Origin of the sequence: Halanaerobium sp. DL-01, from assembly GCF_003338615.1 — a bacterium.
In the GTDB taxonomy this organism is placed as follows: Bacteria; Bacillota; Halanaerobiia; order Halanaerobiales; family Halanaerobiaceae; genus QPJE01.
This window is the reverse complement of the sequence record NZ_QPJN01000035.1, coordinates 1-20,259: the sequence shown is the minus strand read 5'-3', so window position 1 is coordinate 20,259 and position 20,259 is coordinate 1. Positions and strand designations below refer to the sequence as shown.

The 20,259-nt window shown below is 33.0% G+C and carries 19 protein-coding genes and 1 riboswitch; of the genes, 12 read left to right on the top strand and 7 right to left on the bottom strand.

The annotated features are described in order from the left end of the window. Positions 1-487: 487 nt before the first annotated feature. From gyrA to dnaA, 7 genes are all read right to left on the bottom strand, one after another. A complete protein-coding gene (gyrA, locus tag DER71_RS10335; RefSeq protein ID WP_233487052.1) occupies positions 488-2,950 on the bottom strand; it encodes a DNA gyrase subunit A in 2,463 nt (820 codons plus the stop codon). An 80-nt stretch (positions 2,951-3,030) separates the two neighbouring features. After that, positions 3,031-4,947 (bottom strand): DNA topoisomerase (ATP-hydrolyzing) subunit B, encoded by a 1,917-nt coding sequence (gene gyrB / locus DER71_RS10330; RefSeq protein ID WP_369834970.1) that lies wholly within the window; start codon positions 4,945-4,947, stop codon positions 3,031-3,033. A 5-nt stretch (positions 4,948-4,952) separates the two neighbouring features. Next, the gene (gene remB / locus DER71_RS10325; protein ID WP_114458816.1) at positions 4,953-5,213 is read right to left on the bottom strand and encodes an extracellular matrix regulator RemB; all 261 of its coding nucleotides are present in this window, start codon (positions 5,211-5,213) and stop codon (positions 4,953-4,955) included. A gap of 9 nt (positions 5,214-5,222) precedes the next feature. Continuing rightward, a complete protein-coding gene (gene recF / locus DER71_RS10320) occupies positions 5,223-6,347 on the bottom strand; it encodes a DNA replication/repair protein RecF (RefSeq protein WP_114458815.1) in 1,125 nt (374 codons plus the stop codon). Positions 6,348-6,349: 2 nt separating this feature from the next. After that, positions 6,350-6,568, bottom strand: coding sequence for an RNA-binding S4 domain-containing protein (locus DER71_RS10315; protein WP_114458814.1), 219 nt, complete (start codon positions 6,566-6,568; stop codon positions 6,350-6,352). Positions 6,569-6,581: 13 nt separating this feature from the next. Then, positions 6,582-7,688: a DNA polymerase III subunit beta gene (gene dnaN / locus DER71_RS10310; RefSeq protein ID WP_114458813.1), complete on the bottom strand. Its 1,107-nt coding sequence runs from the start codon at positions 7,686-7,688 to the stop codon at positions 6,582-6,584. Between the two features lie 257 nt (positions 7,689-7,945). Then, positions 7,946-9,343: a chromosomal replication initiator protein DnaA gene (dnaA, locus tag DER71_RS10305; protein WP_114458812.1), complete on the bottom strand. Its 1,398-nt coding sequence runs from the start codon at positions 9,341-9,343 to the stop codon at positions 7,946-7,948. Between the two features lie 545 nt (positions 9,344-9,888). Here dnaA and rnpA point away from each other — a divergent pair. From rnpA to DER71_RS10245, 12 genes are all read left to right on the top strand, one after another. Beyond that, on the top strand, positions 9,889-10,218 hold the full coding sequence (gene rnpA, locus DER71_RS10300) for a ribonuclease P protein component (RefSeq protein ID WP_114458811.1): 330 nt from the start codon (positions 9,889-9,891) through the stop codon (positions 10,216-10,218). 30 nt (positions 10,219-10,248) lie between these two features. After that, the gene (gene yidD, locus DER71_RS10295; protein ID WP_114458810.1) at positions 10,249-10,458 is read left to right on the top strand and encodes a membrane protein insertion efficiency factor YidD; all 210 of its coding nucleotides are present in this window, start codon (positions 10,249-10,251) and stop codon (positions 10,456-10,458) included. A gap of 14 nt (positions 10,459-10,472) precedes the next feature. Then, on the top strand, positions 10,473-11,129 hold the full coding sequence (locus DER71_RS10290) for a YidC/Oxa1 family membrane protein insertase (RefSeq protein ID WP_233487051.1): 657 nt from the start codon (positions 10,473-10,475) through the stop codon (positions 11,127-11,129). A 2-nt stretch (positions 11,130-11,131) separates the two neighbouring features. Next, positions 11,132-11,773, top strand: a complete 642-nt coding sequence (gene jag / locus DER71_RS10285; protein WP_114458809.1) for an RNA-binding cell elongation regulator Jag/EloR — start codon at positions 11,132-11,134, stop codon at positions 11,771-11,773. Between the two features lie 80 nt (positions 11,774-11,853). Further along, a complete protein-coding gene (gene mnmE, locus DER71_RS10280) occupies positions 11,854-13,248 on the top strand; it encodes a tRNA uridine-5-carboxymethylaminomethyl(34) synthesis GTPase MnmE (protein WP_114458808.1) in 1,395 nt (464 codons plus the stop codon). A 16-nt stretch (positions 13,249-13,264) separates the two neighbouring features. Continuing rightward, a complete protein-coding gene (mnmG, locus tag DER71_RS10275) occupies positions 13,265-15,172 on the top strand; it encodes a tRNA uridine-5-carboxymethylaminomethyl(34) synthesis enzyme MnmG (protein WP_114474619.1) in 1,908 nt (635 codons plus the stop codon). Then, complete coding sequence (gene rsmG, locus DER71_RS10270; RefSeq protein WP_114458807.1) at positions 15,159-15,890, top strand: 16S rRNA (guanine(527)-N(7))-methyltransferase RsmG; 732 nt, start codon at positions 15,159-15,161, stop codon at positions 15,888-15,890. Before mnmG ends, rsmG begins: the two co-directional genes overlap by 14 nt. Positions 15,891-15,954: 64 nt before the next feature. Continuing rightward, positions 15,955-16,758, top strand: a complete 804-nt coding sequence (noc, locus tag DER71_RS10265; protein ID WP_114458806.1) for a nucleoid occlusion protein — start codon at positions 15,955-15,957, stop codon at positions 16,756-16,758. 30 nt (positions 16,759-16,788) lie between these two features. Further along, positions 16,789-17,550: a ParA family protein gene (locus tag DER71_RS10260; protein ID WP_114458805.1), complete on the top strand. Its 762-nt coding sequence runs from the start codon at positions 16,789-16,791 to the stop codon at positions 17,548-17,550. Beyond that, complete coding sequence (locus tag DER71_RS10255; RefSeq protein WP_114458804.1) at positions 17,540-18,388, top strand: ParB/RepB/Spo0J family partition protein; 849 nt, start codon at positions 17,540-17,542, stop codon at positions 18,386-18,388. Before DER71_RS10260 ends, DER71_RS10255 begins: the two co-directional genes overlap by 11 nt. Positions 18,389-18,436: 48 nt before the next feature. After that, positions 18,437-19,126 carry an NAD-binding protein gene (locus DER71_RS10250; RefSeq protein WP_114458803.1) on the top strand — a complete coding sequence of 230 codons (690 nt, stop codon included), beginning with the start codon at positions 18,437-18,439 and terminating at the stop codon, positions 19,124-19,126. A 30-nt stretch (positions 19,127-19,156) separates the two neighbouring features. Beyond that, complete coding sequence (locus tag DER71_RS10245) at positions 19,157-19,843, top strand: DUF554 domain-containing protein (RefSeq protein ID WP_114458802.1); 687 nt, start codon at positions 19,157-19,159, stop codon at positions 19,841-19,843. 182 nt (positions 19,844-20,025) lie between these two features. Beyond that, a riboswitch (glycine riboswitch) is annotated at positions 20,026-20,113 on the top strand. Positions 20,114-20,259: the final 146 nt, after the last annotated feature.

Genomic DNA, 20,259 nt, shown 5'->3' with positions numbered 1-20,259 from the left:
TACAAAATGGATGGTGCCTTGCTAGGACATTGAGTCCGTCGCGCACCTTCTTCTATAGTACAAAATGGATGGTGCCTTGCTAGGACATTGAGTCCGTCGCGCACCTTCTTCTATAGTACAAAATGGATGGTACCTTGCTAGGACATTGAGTCCGTCGCGCACCTTCTTCTATAGTACAAAATGGATGGTGCCTTGCTAGGACATTGAGTCCTTTTTTGTCACCTGTTTTTCTCGGCGACATTTAATATCATATCAATATCACTAAACTTTGTCAAGAACTTTTTAAAAAACTTTTTTATAGATTTTTTTATATTCTCTTTGTAAAAAATGATCTTTAAAAAATGCACTTTTTAGTGCAACGATTGCTATCTTATCAATACTTATTATATTTGTCAAGGAAAATTAGTTCTCTTAAAGTTTAAAATTAAAACTCCAAGAGAACTATAATTAAATCTAATTATTAAGCTATATTTTTAATCATATTATATTATTCTTCTACATTTTTTTCTTTTTTATCTTTATCCTTTTTCTGTAATTTAATATCAGAATTACCATCTTCATTATCTTCACTTAATTCATTTTCTGGCTCTATTTTTGCAACAGATACTACTTTATCTCCTTCTTTTACATCAATTATCTTAACACCCATAGTATTTCTTCCAGTAGTAGATATTTCATTGACATTAACTCTAATAACTATTCCCTGTAAAGTAATAATCATTAATTCCATATCTTTATCCACTATTTTTGCATCTGCTAATTTACCATTTTTCTCTGTTATTTTTGCAGTTATAAGACCTTTTCCACTTCTGCTCTGTAATCGATATTCATCCAATTTAGTTCTCTTTCCAAAACCATTTTCAGTAATAATTAAAACTTCTTCTCCAGCAGAATCCAAACCTAAATTTATTACATAATCATCTTCATCTAAATCTATACCTTTTACACCAAAAGAATTTCTTCCAACCGGACGAACATCTTCTTCACTAAAATGAATAGCTTTACCATTATGAGTTATTAAAATAATTTTTTCTTTACCATCTGTATATTTTACACCAATTAATTCATCATCTTCTCTTAAATTAATACCTATCAATCCAGTATAATTGGTATCATATTCTTCTAAAGATGTCTTTTTTATAATTCCATTTTTAGTGGCCATTATAAGATAACCATCTTCAGGAAATTTTTTAATTGGTATAACAGCAGTAACTCTTTCATCTTCCTGTAATTCCAGCAGATTGACTATAGCAGTACCTCTGGCCTGCCTGCCTGCTTCGGGTATTTCAAAACCTTTCATTCTATAAACTCTACCCTGGTTAGTAAAAAATAAAAACTTATAGTGTGTTGTAGTGGTAAATATATTTTCTACAAAATCTCCTTCTTTTGTATTTATACCTATTACTCCTTTTCCACCCCTGCGCTGGCTTCTGTAGCTGTCAACAGGCATTCTCTTTATATAACCCTGGTGTGTCATAGTTATTACAATATTTTCTTCTTCAATTAAATCTTCTATTTCAAGATCTGTGACTCTCTCATGAATAGAAGTTCTTCTGTCATCATTATATTTTTTCTTAATTTCTAGTATTTCTTCTTTAATAATTTCAAGCAATTTTTCTTCATCTGTAAGTATGGAACGATAATATGCTATTTTTTTCTGTAAATCAGCATATTCTTCTTCAATTTTATCTCTTTCTAAACCTGTCAAACTCTGCAGCCTCATTCTCAGTATAGCATCTGCCTGGGTCTCTGATAAATTATAATTTTCCATTAAATTAATACGGGCATTATTTACATCTTCAGCATTTTTTATCATTTCTACAATTTCATCTATATTTGCTAAAGCTATCCTATACCCTTCTAATATATGTGCTCTATCTAAAGCTTTATCAAGATCGTATTGGGTTCTTCTTCTGACTACCTCTTTTTGATGTTCAATATAATGTTCAAGTATATCTTTTAAAGATAATACTTTTGGTTCATTATCCACCAGAGCAATCATTATTACACTAAAAGTAACCTGAAGTCTGGAATGTTTATAAAGCTGATTTAATACAACTTCCGGAGTAGCTTCTTTTTTAAGTTCAATTACTATCCTCATTCCATCTCTATCAGATTCATCTCTTATATCTGAAATAGCATCAATTTTTTCATTTTTTACAAGATCTGCAATTTTTTTGATCAAACGAGCTTTATTTACCTGATAGGGAAGTTCATCTACAATAATCTGTTTTCTATTAGCTGACATATCTTCAACTCTCGTTTTTGCCCTAACAGTTAATTTACCGCGCCCATTTTTATAAGCTTTATAGATACTTCCTTTCCCCATAATCTGTCCACCTGTTGGAAAATCAGGTCCTTTAATAATTTTCATCAATTCTTTTACAGAAATATCAGGATTTTCTATTATTTTAATTACTCCATCTATAACTTCACCAAGATTATGTGGTGGAATACTTGTTGACATACCTACTGCAATACCGGAAGCTCCATTAACAAGTAAATTTGGAAATCTTGCTGGTAAAACTTTAGGCTCTTCCAATGATTCATCAAAATTTGGTATAAAATTTACAGTATTTTTATTAATATCAGTTAATAGTTCTGAAGTAATAGAAGCCATCCTGGCCTCAGTATAACGCATAGCGGCTGCAGAATCACCATCGATAGAACCAAAATTACCATGTCCATCAACCAGAGGATACCTGTAAGAAAAATTTTGAGCCATTCTAACCATAGTATCATATACGGCTGTATCTCCATGTGGATGATACTTACCAAGTACTTCTCCAACTATACGTGCAGACTTTTTATGCGGTTTATTTGAAGTCATTCCCAGATCATTTAATGCAAATAATATTCTCCTGTGAACAGGCTTTAATCCATCTCTAACATCAGGGAGAGCTCTCCCCACAATTACACTCATAGAATAATCAAGATAAGATGTTCGCATTTCCTCATCTATATCAATTTTCTTTACTCTTGCTGCTTTTTGTTCCAAAATCTTTCACCAGCCTTTATCTTTTAGTAAAATTAAATATCCAGATTTTTTACTTCACGGGCATGTTCTTGAATAAATTCACGTCTTGGAGCTACTTTATCTCCCATAAGAATAGAAAAAGTCTCATCAGCTATAATAGCATCTTCAATACTAACCTGGAGCAGTATTCTATTTTGGGGATTCATAGTTGTATCCCATAACTGATCAGGATTCATCTCACCAAGACCTTTATATCTCTGCAGGGAAATTCTATCTCTTCCCATATCATCAAGAAGTTCCTGTAAAGATTTATCATTATACACATATTCTTCCCTTCTACCCTTTTTAACTTTATATAAAGGTGGCTGTGCTATGTATATATTGCCATTTTCTAATAGCGGCCTCATATAACGGTAGAAAAAAGTAAGTAATAAAGTCCTAATATGAGCACCATCAACATCTGCATCAGTCATAATTATTATTCTATCATAACGTAAATTATCTAAATCAAACTCCTCTCCTACACCTGTACCAATTGCAGTAATAAGAGCTCTAATTTCATCATTATTTAAAATTTTATTTAGCCGTGATTTTTCAACATTTAGAATTTTTCCCTTTAATGGTAATATAGCCTGAAATTCTCTATCTCTTCCCTGTTTGGCAGATCCACCTGCAGAATCACCCTCAACTATATATACTTCAGTATCATCAGCTTTACGCCGTGAACAATCTGCCAGTTTACCGGGGAGTGCTGTAGAAGTTAAAGCTGTTTTTCTTCTCGTCAAATCTCGTGCTTTGCGTGCTGCTTTTCTAGCCTGAGCAGCATTCTGAGCTTTATTTATAATTATTTTAGCAATTTTTGGATTTTCTTCTAAAAATGTCTTTAAAAAACCTGAAACAGCAGAATCCACAAAACCTCTAATTTCACTATTTCCAAGCTTGGTTTTAGTCTGCCCTTCAAACTGAGGATCAGCTAATTTAACACTTATAATTGCTGTTATACCTTCTCTAATATCCTCACCTTTTAGATTATCATCATTTTCTTTTAAAATTTCTTTACTTCGAGCATAGTCATTAACTGTTCTGGTCAGAGCAGATTTAAATCCACTTAAATGTGTTCCACCCTCTTTTGTATTAATATTATTTGCAAAAGTATAAATAGAACTATTATATCCATTATGATATTGTATTGCAACTTCTAAAGAACATTCTTCTCCTTCTTCTTCAATATATATAGGATCTGTAAAAAGAGTTTTTTTATTTTTATTTAAATATTTAACAAAAGAAATTAAACCACCATTATAGCAGAACTCATCTTCTTTAACTTCTTCTGCTCTGGAATCTGTAATTCTTATTTTAACACCTTTATTTAAAAAGGCCATTTCTTTTAAACGCTGGGCCAACACCCTGTAGTTAAACTCTATTTCCTCAAAAATTTCTGGATCAGGCTTAAATTCTATCATTGTACCTGTACAGCTGCTGTCACAACTTCCAATTGTCTGAAGATCATAAACAGGAATACCTCTTTCATACTTTTGTTTATAAACTTTTCCATCTTTCCAGGAAATCTCTATCTCCATCCATTCAGATAATGCATTTACAACTGAAACACCAACACCGTGCAGACCTCCAGAAACCTTATATCCTTCTCCGCCAAATTTTCCTCCAGCATGAAGGGTAGTCATAACCACTTCAACCGCAGGTTTATCAACCTGAGGATGAATTTCAACAGGAATTCCCCGTCCATCATCTCTAACCTTAACAATATTTCCTGGTTTAATTTCGACTTCAATTTCACTGCAGTAACCTGCCATTGCTTCATCTATACTGTTATCTATAACCTCATATACCAGGTGATGAAGTCCTTCACTGCTGGTAGAACCAATATACATACCGGGTCTTTTCCTAACAGCTTCCAGACCTTCTAATACCTGAATATTTTCAGCTTCATATGTTCTTTTCTCATTAATATCCATCAATATCCCCCATTTTCTTCAATAAACTTATCTACCCTGCTTGCTAGTGTTTTAGATGAGATCATTGAAAGATAAATAGTCTCTCCAGTCAACACAAAAGAACGGGGATTCCCCCCCGAATAATCAACAATAAATCCTTCTTCATCAGAAATATGCATAAATTCTTTTGTAATATCTGAAGTAGTTGTTTTTTCTAAATCACCAATTAGTACTACTTCTTCTGATAAAATCATATTACCACCACCAAGATGTAAAAACATGTGATAAATTCACCTTCTTTCTGTAATTCTCCCCTGATTAACTTCATAAATATTATAGGAGTTATTACGCAAACCTGATAAATTTTCTTCATCTGTTGCTGTAATAATAGTTTGTATATTATCTGCTATAACTTTAAGCAGTGTTTCTCTTCTGGAACTATCAAGTTCAGAAAATACATCATCAAGCAGCAAAACCGGATATTCACCTGTTTCAGATTTCATAAATTCCAGTTCTGCTAGTTTTAAGGACAGCGCGGCAGTCCTCTGCTGTCCCTGTGAACCATATTTTCTCAATTCTTTTTCATTTAATTTTAGAATAAGATCATCTCTGTGTGGACCTACTACTGTATAACCTCTATTTATCTCCTGTTCTCTATTTTTTAATAAATTTTCTGCAAAAAGTTTTTTTAATTCTGCTTCTCCAAGTTTTCTAGAAAACCCTTTCAAACTAATATCATATTCTAATTTTAAATCTTCACTTCCCTTAGTGATCTGCCTTTGAGCAAGCCGTGCCAGAATTTTTAGTTTATCAATAACTTCTAACCTTTTGAGAATAATTTTACTTCCAATTTCAGAAAGTTGACTGTCCCAGATTGAAAGCATATCTCCTTCTGAAGATTGATTTTTATTTTGAATAGATTTTAACAAATTATTTCTCTGCTTTAATATATGATTATATTTTCCCATAAGATGATGATAATATCTGCTTACCTGAGAAATCTCCAAATCAATAAAATTTCTTCTGTGTGAAGGGCCTTCTTTAACAATTTTTAAATCTTCTGGAGAAAAAAGAACAACATTAAGATAACCCATAATTTCATTTATTTTAGAAAGTGGATTATCATTTAATTCAACTTTTCTTCCACTGCTGTCAAGCCGCATTGCCAGCTTTATTTTCCCATCTCTTTTACTTAAAATTGCCTGAACAAGTGCCTGATTATATTCCCATTTAATCATCTCAGAATTCACATTTGTTCTGTGAGAATCTGCAGCTGCCAGAATATATATTGCTTCAAGAAAATTTGTTTTTCCCTGCCCATTGGCTCCAAGAAATATATTTAAATTTGGATTTAAATCAAGTATTAACTCATCAAAATTTCTAAAATGACGGCAGAGAATTTTTTTTAGATACATGTTTAGCCTCTACTCACTAAAAATTTTTTTTCATCAGGTAAAAAAGTAACTTCATCACCAGGTACTAAAGTTCTACCTCTCTTCTTTTCTATTTCTCCATTAACCTCAATTTCTCCTGCCTGAATAAAGTTTTTAGCTTCTCCACCTGTCATAACTATATTAGACCATTTCAAAAACTGATCCAGTTTAATCGATTCAGTATTTATTTTTACCCTTTCCACGAATATCACCCCTTTAAGACTGTGACCTAACAGGCATAATTAAATAAATAAATTTATCCTGTTCAGATTTTATAACCAGAGGATTAAGTGGTCCGATCATTTCAAACTTAACCTCTTCTTCATCTAATACTTTTAGAACATCAAGTAAATATCCAGCATCTATATTTATATTTTGTTCATTTCCATTCATTTCTATTTTTACTTCTTCATGTGCATATCCAGAACTTCCTTCAATGGAATCAATTTCCAGCATATTATTAACTGCCTTCAATTTTATTATATTTGCATCCAGTCTTGCAATTAAAGAGGCTCTTTTTACAGCTTTATAAAGTCTGGATAAATCTGCATAAAACTCAGAATTAAATTCATCAGGTATAACTAATTCATAATTTGGAAATTCACCTTCGATTAATCTAGATATAAATACAATTCCATTAAATTTAAATTTAACATAATTTTCGTCTATCACAATTTCAGCAGAACCTTCTTCTTTTAGCAGGCTGTTTAATTCCTGAAGTGTACTGCCTGGAAGAATAACCTCAACATTTTTGTCTATATTTGTCTTCATATCTGCTTCAATATAGGATAATCTATATGTATTTGTAGATATCATTCTTACTTCTTCCGGCTTTATAACAAATAAAGCACCAGTTAAAACTGGCTGTGTTTCATCACTTGAAGTAGAAATTATTACCTTTTCTATCATATTTTTTAATTTAACAGCAGGAAAATTAAATTCTGCATTTTTATTTACTTCAGGTAAATTAGGAAATTCATCCGGATCATAACCATTAATTTTAAATAAAGAACTTAAACACTTAATTTCTGCCTGCCATTTATCTTTGTTTAAATTAAAATAAATTTCTTCATCAGGTAATTCTCTAACAATATTTAACAGCTGACTTGCCGGCAGTACAATTGATCCTTCTTTTTCTATATCAGCCATTATCCTGTATTCTATTCCCAGCTCAAGATCTGTTGCTTTCAAAATTAATCCATTATTAGAAACTGCTTTTATATGTACACCTGTAAGAATTGGAAGAGTTTTGCTTGTAGCTACAGCTTGCCGCACAATATTTAACCCATTATAAAGATCTTTTTGATTAACTTTAAATTTCAAATTTAATCCCTCCAGTTTTTAGTTATCCACAAAAATAAATTTTTAAATTATAGTTAATTTATATATAAAACTAGTAGTAATAGTAGTAGGGGCTGTTGATATGTGGAAAACCCTTAACAGCATTACAGTTTAGTAATTATACCTGTAGATAAAATGTTGATTATAAGATGCAAAGTTATCCACATACTAACAGTTTAAATTTATTAACAATTTATCAACAGGAACCTTAATAACTATCCACATATTTTGTTGATAATTTATCCGTGTTTAATTTCATCTATCAAACGATCAATTTTATTTTTAAAATCCAGTTCATTTTCCATTTTTTCCTTAATTTTATTATGAGCGTGAATAACAGTTGTATGATCTCTGCCTCCAAATTCATCTCCTATATGGGGAAGAGAAAAATCGGTTAGTTCTCTGGAAAGATACATTGCTATCTGTCGGGGAAAGGCAATATTCTGAGTTCTTTTTTTAGATTCCATATCTTCCATTTTTAAATTATAATTTTCAGTAATTATTTTTTTAATTCTTTCTATATTAACTTCTATATGTTTTTCTTGATTTTTATTAACCAGATCTTTCAGAGCTTCCCTGGCAAGATCTACATCTACTTCCCTGTCTACAAGTGAAGAATAGGCAATAACTTTGATAAGAGCACCTTCTAATTCCCTAATATTTGACTGAATTTTATTTGCTATATAAATAACTACTTCATTGGGAATTGTAAGATTTTCTATATCTGCTTTTTTTCTTAAAATAGCTATTCTTGTTTCCAAATCAGGTTTTTGAATATCTGTAATAAGTCCCCATTCAAAGCGGGATCTCAATCTTTCTTCAAGGGTAGGTATTTCTTTAGGAGGTCTATCACTTGATATAATAAGCTGGCGGTTGGATTCATGTAATGTATTAAAAGTATGAAAAAACTCTTCCTGAGTTCTTTCTTTACCGGCTAAAAATTGAATATCATCTACCAGAAGAATATCAATATTTCTGTATTTATCTCTAAAATCTACGGTTCTGTCATCTTTAATAGAGTTAATTAATTCATTTGTAAATGTTTCCGAAGAAACATATACTACTTTATAATCAGGATTATTTTTCAAAATAAAGTGTGCAATTGCCTGCATAAGGTGGGTTTTACCAAGTCCTACATCTCCATAAATAAAGAGAGGATTATAAGCTTTTGCAGGTGCTTCAGCCACAGCCAGTGAAGCAGCATGGGCAAATCTATTGCTGTTACCTACAACAAAGGTTTCAAAAGTATATTTGGGATTAAAACCATTTTGAAGTTCAATTTGAGGGCCTGTTTCAGATTCATTTTTAGAATTTTTTTCCGATTCAATATCAGAAATAACAGTGTTGTCTTCATTTTTCTTAAAATCTTTAACTTCATCTGGTGTTAATAATATAAGGGACCATTTATTTCCAGTCAGTTTAACCAGAATATCTTCAATTAACTCTGTATATTGAGATTCAATCCAGTCCTGTATAAAATTATTAGGAACCTGTAATATTAAGTGACTGTCATTTGTTGTAGTAACCGGTTTTGTTTCCGAGAACCAGGTATTAAAGCTGGGATTACTTAATTGCCCTTTAATAGTTTCAAGAGTTTTTTTCCATATGTGATCAAGTTCTTTTTGCGAAAAAGACATAAAATACCTCCTGTAGTTCATTAAATATATCATTAAAAAAACATAACCATAATTGTGGATAAAATATAGAGTTATCCCCATTCATGTGGATAAATACGGCAGTTATCCACATGAATTTTGATGAATATAGTACTTGTTATGATAGTGAAAATAATAATTATAAATAAAATAACAAAAAAATTTGTGAATAAAAAAGAAAAAGTTATCCACAAAATAATGCAGTTATCAACAATTTGTGGATAAAAAACAGACGTTTTGTGGATAAGTAGGGATAAAATACTAAATTTTTTAGTTTTTGTGGATTAAAAAATTAACAGGCTGTTAATAGATAGTTAACTAATTTGATAAAAAAGTTAAACGGTCTCTTCTAAATAATCAATATAATAATAACAGATTATCAACAATTTATCAACAAAAATAATTTTCGTAATAGTTGTGGATAAGTTAAAAATCCTTGACTCTATTATATAAATAACATATAATTTTAAATGTATAAGTAAAATAAATTGGAATTTTTGTGTACTGTTTTTTTGGGAGGTCTTTTAGTGGAGAGTCTAAAAAAGAATAGAGAGTTTAAAAGAGTTTATAAAAATGGAAAATCATATGCGACCAGAAATCTTGTTATATACTGTCTTCCGACAAAATTAGACAAAAATCGATATGGGTTTTCTGTCAGCAAAAGAGTTGGAAAAGCAGTTATTAGGAACAAAATAAAGAGAAGGCTGAAAGAAATTGTTAGAGAATTTGAAAAACAATATAATTTTAAAGCATATGATATTATTTTTATAGCTCGCAATCCAATTGTAGATCTTGATTTTTATCAGCTTAAAAGAGATGTGCGCCGTTTATATAGAAAATCAGGACTTATTAAATAAATTGGGAAAATATTATTAGGAGGTAGATTTATGCAGAAGATATTGTTAACTCTGATAAATATCTACCAGAAAGTTATCTCTCCCTGGACTCCTAAAAGCTGTCGTTACTACCCCACTTGTTCAGAGTACAGCAGGCGCGCAGTTTTAAAATATGGAGCCCTTAAAGGTGGCTGGATGGGATTGAAGCGTATTCTGCGCTGTCATCCATTTCACTCAGGAGGATATGATCCGGTAGAATAGGAGGAAATTATTTAATGTTCATTTTTAGCTGGTTAAGTGATTTTATGACAAATGCACTAGTGTTTATCCACAGTCTGGTAGGCAATTATGGTCTGGCAATTATAATTTTTACTTTAATTATCAAGATATTGCTTTATCCATTAACTGCAAAACAGACCAGATCAATGAAGGAAATGCAGGAACTGCAACCTGAAATTAAAAAAATTCAGAACAAGTATAAAGATAATAAAGAAAAGCAGCAGGAAGAGATGATGGATCTTTATAAAAAGCATAATATTAATCCTGCAGCAGGATGTCTTCCAATGATTCTGCAGCTTATTATCTTAATACCACTTTATCGTTCTATTTTAGCTATGGGACCAACTATGCAGAGTAGTACATTTCTCTGGATAGGTACTTTAACAAGTGGTTCTTTAGCTGAACCAGATGTTGCTATTGTTATTCTAAATGCTGTTGTAATGATAGGTCAAACATATTTAACTCAAAAAATGTCAGGCAGTGGTCAAAAAGGTAATATGATGATGTGGATTATGCCTCTATTTATCGTATTTATTGGATTTCAACTGCCGGCTGGAGTACTGTTATACTGGTTTACATCTACATTATTTACAGTAGTTCAGCAGTATATTTTGGCCAATGAACCTAGTAAAATTAAGGAGGCCGCAGAATAATCATGGATAATACCAGTATTGTTAAAAAAGCCAAAACTGTCGATGAAGCAGTAGAAAAAGCTTTAAAAGAACTGGGTATTACTAAAGAAAAAGCAGAAATAAAAGTAATTGATGAAGGAAACAGGGGATTGCTGGGGCTGATTGGTGGTAAAGATGCTGTTGTGGAAGTCAGCAAAAAGTTTAATCCTATTGAGGAAGGTAAAAAATTTTTGGAAAAGCTTTTTACTAAAGCCAATCTAGATGTAGAAGTAGAGGTTGTCGAAGAAAAAACAGACGATGAACAGGTTTTGTATAATCTAAAAAGTCCGAAGGAGCTGGGACTTGTAATTGGTCACAGAGGAGAAACGCTGGATGCACTTCAATACATCAGTTCTATAGTAATTAATAAAGAGATGATGGAATATTATAGAATTTTACTTGATGCTGAGGGGTATAGGGATAGAAGAAAAGAAACTCTGGAAAGGCTGGCCAGAAAAATGGCTGATAGAGCTGTTCAAAAAGGCCGAAAAGTAGTTCTGGAGCCGATGCCTCCTCACGAAAGGCGAATTATCCATATGGAATTAAAAGATAATTCCAGAGTTAAATCCTACAGTGAAGGAAAAGAACCGTTTCGCAAAGTAATGATTGAACCGATTAAAGAATAATTGTGATCTGTAGATATGAATTCGATTTCAAACCCAGTGGGATATTTCCTGCTGGGTTAAATTATTCAGGAGGTGTAAAAATGGATATTTTAAGAGAGGATACTATAACAGCTATCGCAACACCTTTTGGGACTGGAGGGACCGGCAAAATACGCATAAGTGGTCCTGATGCTTATAAAATAGGTGATATTCTTTTCAAAAGTGCAAAAAATAATAAAAAAATTTCAGAACAGAAAACATATACTGCTCATTATGGTTATGTAGTAGATCCTAAAAAAAATAAAGTTATAGATGAAGTAGTAGCCTTATTAATGAGGGGTCCTCATTCATTTACAGGAGAAAATGTTTTGGAGTTTGACTGTCATGGTGGTATGACACCATTGAGAAGTGTTCTGGATCTGGTTCTGGAAAATGGTGCCAGACTTGCTGAAAAGGGAGAATTTTCTCGGAGAGCATTTTTGAATGGTCGTATAGATCTGGCTCAGGCAGAAGCAATTATTGAAATAATAAATTCCAAAACAGATAAAGGGATGGATATAGCAGTTGACCAGCTGAATGGAAAACTTTCGGAAAAGGTAGATGAAATAAAAGAAAATGCAGTGGAAATTTTAGCACATCTGGAAGCTGCAATTGATTATCCTGAAGATGAAATAGAAGGTTTTTCTTCAGAAAAACTGGCAGAACGCCTGGATGATATAAAAGAAGAAATTAAAAAACTTCTCGCAACAAGTCAGCAGGGGAAAATATATAAAGAAGGTTTAAAAACAGTTATTGTTGGTAAACCTAATGTAGGAAAATCAAGTCTACTCAATTATTTTTTGCAAGAAAAAAGAGCGATTGTAACAGAAGTTCCTGGCACAACCAGAGATGTAATAGAGGAATATGTTAATTTAAAAGGAATACCTTTAAAGATAATTGATACAGCCGGTATAAGAGAAACTGAAGATGAAGTAGAAAAAATAGGAGTGGAAAGAACACGGCAATCTGTTTCTAAAGCAGACCTTGTACTTTTTATGCTGGATATAAGTCAGGGACTTACGCGGGAAGATAAAGAAATATATAAACTTGTAAAAGAAAAGCCGGTTATAGTAATTGTAAATAAAACAGATTTAAATCCAAAATTAAGCCACATTAATATCGAAAAAGAATTCAGCGAACACAACCTACTCTGGATTTCTCTTTTGGAAGAAGAAGGGCTGGATAATTTAAAAAATGCAATTATGGATGAGGTACTAAAAGATGAGATAGAAGCAGATGCTGATTTAATTATTACCAGAAGCAGACATAAAAATGCTTTAAAAAAAGCATTATCAGCAGTAAAAAGAGTAATTGTTTCACATGAAACAAACTTACCTTATGATTTTTTAACAATAGATTTAAAAGATTGTCTTAATGCTCTGGGAGAAATTACTGGAGAAACAGTAGCTGAAGATATTATTGATAGAATTTTTGAAGATTTTTGTCTTGGCAAATAAAGAAAGGAGAACTTCAATGGATTATCATAAATACCCAACTGAATATGATGTAATAGTAATTGGTGCCGGTCATGCAGGCTGTGAAGCATCTCTTGCTCCAGCCAGAATGGGATTTAAAACCCTGACATTAACAGTGAATTTAGATCATGTTGCTTTTATGCCCTGTAATCCCTCTTTGGGTGGGCCTGGAAAGTCACATATTGTTAGAGAAATAGATGCTTTAGGTGGAGAAATGGCTAAAAATATGGATGAAACTATGATTCAAATAAGAATGCTTAATACAAGTAAAGGACCTGCTGTACATGGACTCAGGGGACAGGCTGATAAAAAAGCATATCATCTGCGCATGAAACAGGTGCTGGAAAATCAGGACAATCTAGATTTAAAACAGCAGATCGCAGAACAAATAGTTGTAGAAGATGGAAAAGTAAAAGGTGTTATAACTAAAACGGGAATCTTTTTTGCTGGAAAAAAAGTTATACTTACAACTGGAACCTTTCTTAAAGGAAGAATTATTATAGGTGATGCTAAATTTAATGCAGGACCAAATCAGCAGTATCCTGCCAATAAATTATCAGAAAATCTAAAAGATCTGAATATTTCTCTTAGAAGGTTTAAAACAGGAACTCCGGCAAGAGTTAGCAAAAGATCACTTGATTTTAGCAAAATGACTCCCCAGTGTGGTGAGGAAGGTCTTTCTTTTTCATTCAAATCAGATCCTTTAACCGGAGAACAGGTGATGTGTTATTTAACATATACAACAGAAGCAACACATGAAATTATTAAGAAAAATAAAATGAGAACTCCCTTGTTTAGTGGGGTTATAGAAGGAGTGGGCCCCAGGTACTGCCCTTCAATAGAAGATAAAGTGGTGCGTTTTCCCGATAAGAGGAGGCATCAGCTTTTTATAGAACCAGAAGGACTGGGAACTGATGAATACTATATTTCTGGTTTGTCCACAAGTCTACCTCATGATGTTCAGATAGAAATGATTAGAACAATTCCGGGGATGGAAAAGGCAGAAATTATGAGACCTGGATATGCAATAGAATATGACTGTCTGGATCCAGAAGAGTTAAAACTTGATCTTGAACTAAAAAAAATAAATGGTTTATATGCAGCAGGGCAAATAAATGGGACTTCAGGATATGAAGAAGCAGCTGGACAGGGATTAATAGCTGGAATAAATGCAGCTTTAAGTCTTCAGAAAAAGGAATCAATTATATTAAAAAGGTCACAAGCCTATATAGGGGTTTTAATAGATGATCTTGTAACTAAAGGAACTCCTGAACCCTATCGTATTATGACTTCGCGTGCAGAATATAGACTTCTTTTGCGCCAGGATAATGCTGATCAGAGGCTGATACCTCTGGGTTATGAAGTGGGGCTTATATCAGAAAAAAGATATCAGAAATTTAAAGAAAAACTGCACAAAATAGAAGAAATTCTGTCATATCTTCGTGATGAAAGCAACCAGGTTAATCCAACACCTGAAGTTTTAGAAAAACTAAAAAAAATTGGAAGTGGTAATTTGAGTAAACCTGTAAAACTGTCAGCACTGCTGAGGAGGCCGGAAATATCTTATGAAGATCTGCGTGAATTTACAGATGATCTGCCGGAAATTCCGGACAGTGTAATAGAACAGATAGAAATTCAGGTCAAATATAAAGGTTATATAGATAGACAGCTTTCTCAGGTTGAGCAGTTCAGAAAAATGGAAGAGAAAAAAATTCCTGAAGATATAGATTACAGCAGTCTGGACAATTTGCGTCTTGAAGCAAGAGAAAAACTAAATAAAGTAAAGCCGCTATCAATAGGTCAGGCTTCGAGAATTTCTGGAGTTTCTCCAGCAGATATTTCGGTTCTTATGATATATTTAGAACAGTTTAATCGGAACAGGAGCAGTGATGATGGAGATAACTAAAGAAAAATTTATAGACAAAGTACGAGGTGGACTCGAAAATTTAAATTTATATTACAGTAAAGAACAGCTGGAACAGCTGTGGGTATATTATAATTTTCTAAAAACTGAAAACAAAAAATACAATCTTACTTCAATCACAGAAGCAGATGCAGTAATAAAAAAACATTTTTTAGATTCACTGGCTCTGCTTCCTCATATTAATACGGAAGAAAAACACCGCTGGCTTGATATAGGGACAGGTGCCGGATTTCCCGGCCTGGTTTTAAAATTATTTTTGCCGGGAGATGGATTTTATTTGATTGATTCATCCAGCAAAAAGGCCAATTTTTTAAATCAGCTCATTTACAGGCTGAATATTAGTGGAGTTGAAGCAACTCACGGTAGAGCTGAAGACTTAGCAGACATTGAAGGCTGGAGAGAATCATTTGATTTTGTTACTTCCAGAGCTGTTGCTCCACTGAATATTTTGCTGGAATATGTACTTCCTTTTGTTAGAAAAGGTGGATATGGATATTTATACAAAGGTCCTGATTATAAAAAAGAAATTAATAAAGCTGATAATGCATTAAAAACTTTAGGGGGAAAAATAGAAAAAATATTAGAGGTTAATGTACCTGGTTTATCTGCAGGAAGATACATTATTGCAGCAAAAAAAATAGGGATTACTGATAAAAAATATCCGCGTAGAGCTGGTATTCCAAAAAAACGCCCTTTATAAAAAAGAAGGATTTTAAACTACAGTAAAGAATAATATAATTGGAGCAGACGGGAGGTAAAGTCATATGAAAATCCCTTTTTTAAGCAGAGATGATGTTCAAGAAAATATTACAAAAATTTCTGTAGATGAAATAGAAACAAATCCTTTTCAGCCGAGAACAGATTTTGATGAAGATGAGATTTTTGAACTGGCGGCTTCCATTGACAGCTACGGAATTATTCAGCCGATAACAGTGAGAAAAACAAAAGAAAAATATCAGCTTATAGCTGGAGAAAGAAGGTTGAGAGCTGCCGTTAAAGCGGGTAAAAAAGAGATTCCCGCTGTAATTAGAGATTTTACCGATCAGGAGATGGCAGAAATTGCTCTTGTGGAAAATCTCCAGAGAAAAGATTTGAATTTTATGGAAGAGGCTTCAGCTTATGCCCGTTTGCTTGATGAATTTAATTTAACACAGCAGGAGCTGGCTGATAAAGTTGGGAAAAGTCAGTCTACAGTTGCAAATAAAGTAAGGCTGCTCAATTTGCCAGAATCTGTTAGGGAAAAGATGAAGATTCCTTTTTTAAGTGAACGTCATGCTAGAGCTTTATTAAAACTTGAATCAGAAAAAGAACAGCTATCTATTTTAAAGGTAGTCACAAAAAAAGAGCTGACAGTAAGAGAAACAGAGCGGTTAATTAAAGATCATCTAAAAAAAGATAAAACAGAAAGAAAAAAGAATATAAAAAGAGTATATTCCGATTTAAGAATTTTTGTAAATTCACTGGAAAAAACTATTTCGGAAATAAAAGATTCTGGAATAAATATTAATGTTGATAAAAAAGAAAATGAAGATTGTATAGAATTTAATATAAAATTGCAGAAAAAATAAAGCAGATGCTGTTTTGAAAGAGGTGTAATAATGGGCAAAAAAATAGCTATTGTTAATCAAAAAGGTGGGGTAGGGAAAAGTACAACAGCTGTTAATCTGGGAGCTTGTCTTGCCGAAAATGGCTGTAAAGTACTGCTGATAGATATTGATCCTCAAGGTAATGCAACAAGTGGGGTAGGTATAGAAAAAAGTACTGCTGAGCTTACTACTTATAATGTTTTAATAGAAGATGTACCTGCAGAAAAGGCTGTTGTAAAAACTGAAACAGAAAATCTACATATAATTCCTGCGAATATTGAACTGGCAGGTGCGGAAATAGAATTAGTTTCAATTATTTCCCGGGAAAGTAAGTTAAAAAATGTCATAAAGCCTATTGTTGACCATTATGATTATATAATAATTGACTGCCCACCATCTCTTGGTCTGCTTACTTTAAATGCACTTACAGCTGCAGATAGTATTATGGTACCTATTCAGTGTGAATATTATGCACTGGAAGGATTAGGTCAGCTTATGCAGACTGTTGAACTTGTGCGGAAAAATTTAAATTCTGATTTGAGAATCGAAGGTGTTGTAATGACAATGTATGATGCTAGAACTAATCTTTCACAGCAGGTGATAAAGGAAGTAAAAGATTATTTTTCAAATCTGGTATTTGAGACAGTAATCCCGCGCAATGTAAGGCTCAGTGAAGCTCCGAGTTTTGGCAAACCCATATTAAGTTACAGTTCCAATTCCAGTGGGGCAGAAGCTTATAGAAATCTTGCAGAGGAAGTGATCAATAATGAGTAAAAAAAGGCTTGGAAAAGGGTTGAGTGCTTTAATAAATGATCAGGATAATATAGATTCCAGCAGTATAGAAAACATATTTATAGAGAATATAGAGCCAAATCCATATCAGCCTAGAAAACATTTTGATGAAAAGTCCATGCTGGAATTAAGTGAATCAATAAAAGAAAAGGGAGTTATTCAGCCTGTAACAGTTCGTAAAATAAAAGCAGAGAAATATCAGCTTGTTGCTGGTGAAAGGCGCTGGAGAGCTGCCAAAAAAGCAGGTCTTGATAAAATACCTGCTGTTGTCAAAAATTTCAGTGATCAAGAAGTTTTAGAAATTGCACTTATAGAAAATATTCAGCGTGAAGATTTAAATCCCATTGAAGAAGCAGAAGCATATAAGCAGATGCTGGATGAATTTAATTTTACTCAGGAAGAGGTGGCGGGAAAAGTCGGCAAAAGCCGCTCTAATATTGCTAATATGGTTAGGCTTTTAAATCTGGCGGATAAAGTTAAAAACCATCTTTCGCGAGGCACAATTTCTGTTGGACATGCCAGAGCTCTGCTGGGTCTGGATGATGAATCTGCTCAGGTTGCTGCCTGTGAAAATATAATTATACAGGATTTAACTGTAAGAGAAACAGAAAATTATGTTGATAAATTAAAAAATCCATCCATTACGAAAAAAAGTAGAAGGAAAGAAAAATTGCCTCAAGAGTGGCAGGAAGCTGCCCGGGTTCTTTCCGAAAAACTGGGCAGCACTGTTAAAATAAAGCAGAAAAAAAGGAATAATTTACTTATGATTGAAATAGATAGTATAGATAAAATTAAAAATATAATCAAAAAACTAAGTTGATTTTTGTTTCACATGAAACATCAACTATAATTTTAAAGAGGTGTAAAAATGTTTATAATTATTGTCGGTGGCGGTAAGCTGGGCAGATATCTCTGTCGAGATCTAATAAATAAAGGTCACCAGGTAGTGGTTGTTGAACAGGATATTGAAAAATCTAATTTAATTTCAAAACAGTATGGAGTTGAAGTGATAAATGGAGATGGTTCAGAAAAAGATGTGCTGAAAAAAGCAGGAGCAGAAGAAGCAGATCTTCTTCTGGCAGCTACCAGAGATGATCAGGATAATATGGTTATCTGTCAGCTGGCTGAAAGGCAGTTTGATATTAAGCGTACGCTGACAACTGTAAATAATCCCGGTAATGAAAAACTGTTTAACTGGCTTGGAGTTAATGTTGCAGTAAGCAGTGCTTCTATTTTAACAGCACTGGTTGATCAGGAAGAAATTCTTGAAGAAATGTACGAAAACTTTTTAAATGAAGATGATGAGATGAAGATGATTAGATTAACTGTTAGAGACACAGCACCGGCTAAAGGCATGCTTATTAGGGAACTGGATCTACCTTTAGAATCGGTAATAGTGACAATCTTAAGGGGAGAAAAGCCCATAGTTCCTAGAGGAAATACTTATATAAAAAATGGAGATCTACTTATGATTCTGACCAAAAATGAATTTGTAGAAGAATTAACGACAATGTTCTGTCCTAAAAAAGTAAATGAAAAAGAAGAAACAGTGGTATAAATATACAGCAGTGAGCAGGTAGGTGTTAATATGGTAGGTACACTTGTTAATGTGGCGGCTATTCTGGCCGGCAGCACAGTAGGTATTATATTTCGTGGGCGCTTTCCGAAAAAAATCCAGAATACAGTAATAGATGGGATCTGTTTGGCTGTTCTTTTGATAGGTTTTCAAATGGCCTTTAGTATAGATAAATCAATAGATACTTTACTTGTTATTTTTAGTCTTGTTATCGGGGGTATAATTGGAGAAATATTTGCTTTAGAGGATAAACTTAATCAGTTTGGAGAAAAATTAAAACATCGATTCGGTGGTAAGGATGATCTTTTTGTACAGGGATTTGTGCAGGCAAGTTTAATTTTTTGTGTGGGAGCTATGGCAATTATGGGATCAATTCAGGATGGACTTAATGGAGATCCCAGTATTTTATTTACAAAATCACTCCTGGATGGAACGACCTCTATTGCTTTTGCAGCTACAACCGGAATAGGGGTGGCTTTTTCTGCTCTGCCTGTTTTAATATATCAGGGCGGCATAACTCTAGCTGCTTCATATGCAGAAAAAATACTGACAGCAGATATGATACGTATAATGACATCTGCTGGAGGACTTTTAATTGTTGCTATTGGGTTAAATATGCTGGGTGCTGTAAAAATAAAGGCTGGTAATTTACTACCTTCACTTGCAGTTGCGGTTATTCTTGCTGGTATATTTTTTTGATAACAGTGAGTACATAGAAGTGTAAAAATAGAGAAAAAATTAAGTATATTGGCTGGCTGAAAAACAAAAGCGATAAATAATGAAAAATTAAAAAACTTTGTGATAAAAATAATTTTTAGAAAATTTTGCAATATTTTAAATAATAAGTTATAATAAAATTGAAATGAACAGAATACACTCGGTTGAAACTCAGGTGAGAGTCCTTAAAAAGGCGCCGAAGGAGCAAGGGAAAATCCCGAAACTCTCAGGTACAAAGAATCTGAGTGGACGAAACTCTGGACAGTACATGAACAGAGAGGCGGTTTTTTATCCGACTCTCTGTTTTTTGTGTGCTCCGTAAATTATTCTGATAATAGGTGAAAGTCCTATCTATGTTGTGGCATGTATCATGTAGAAGTCAACAGTGACAGGGTGTT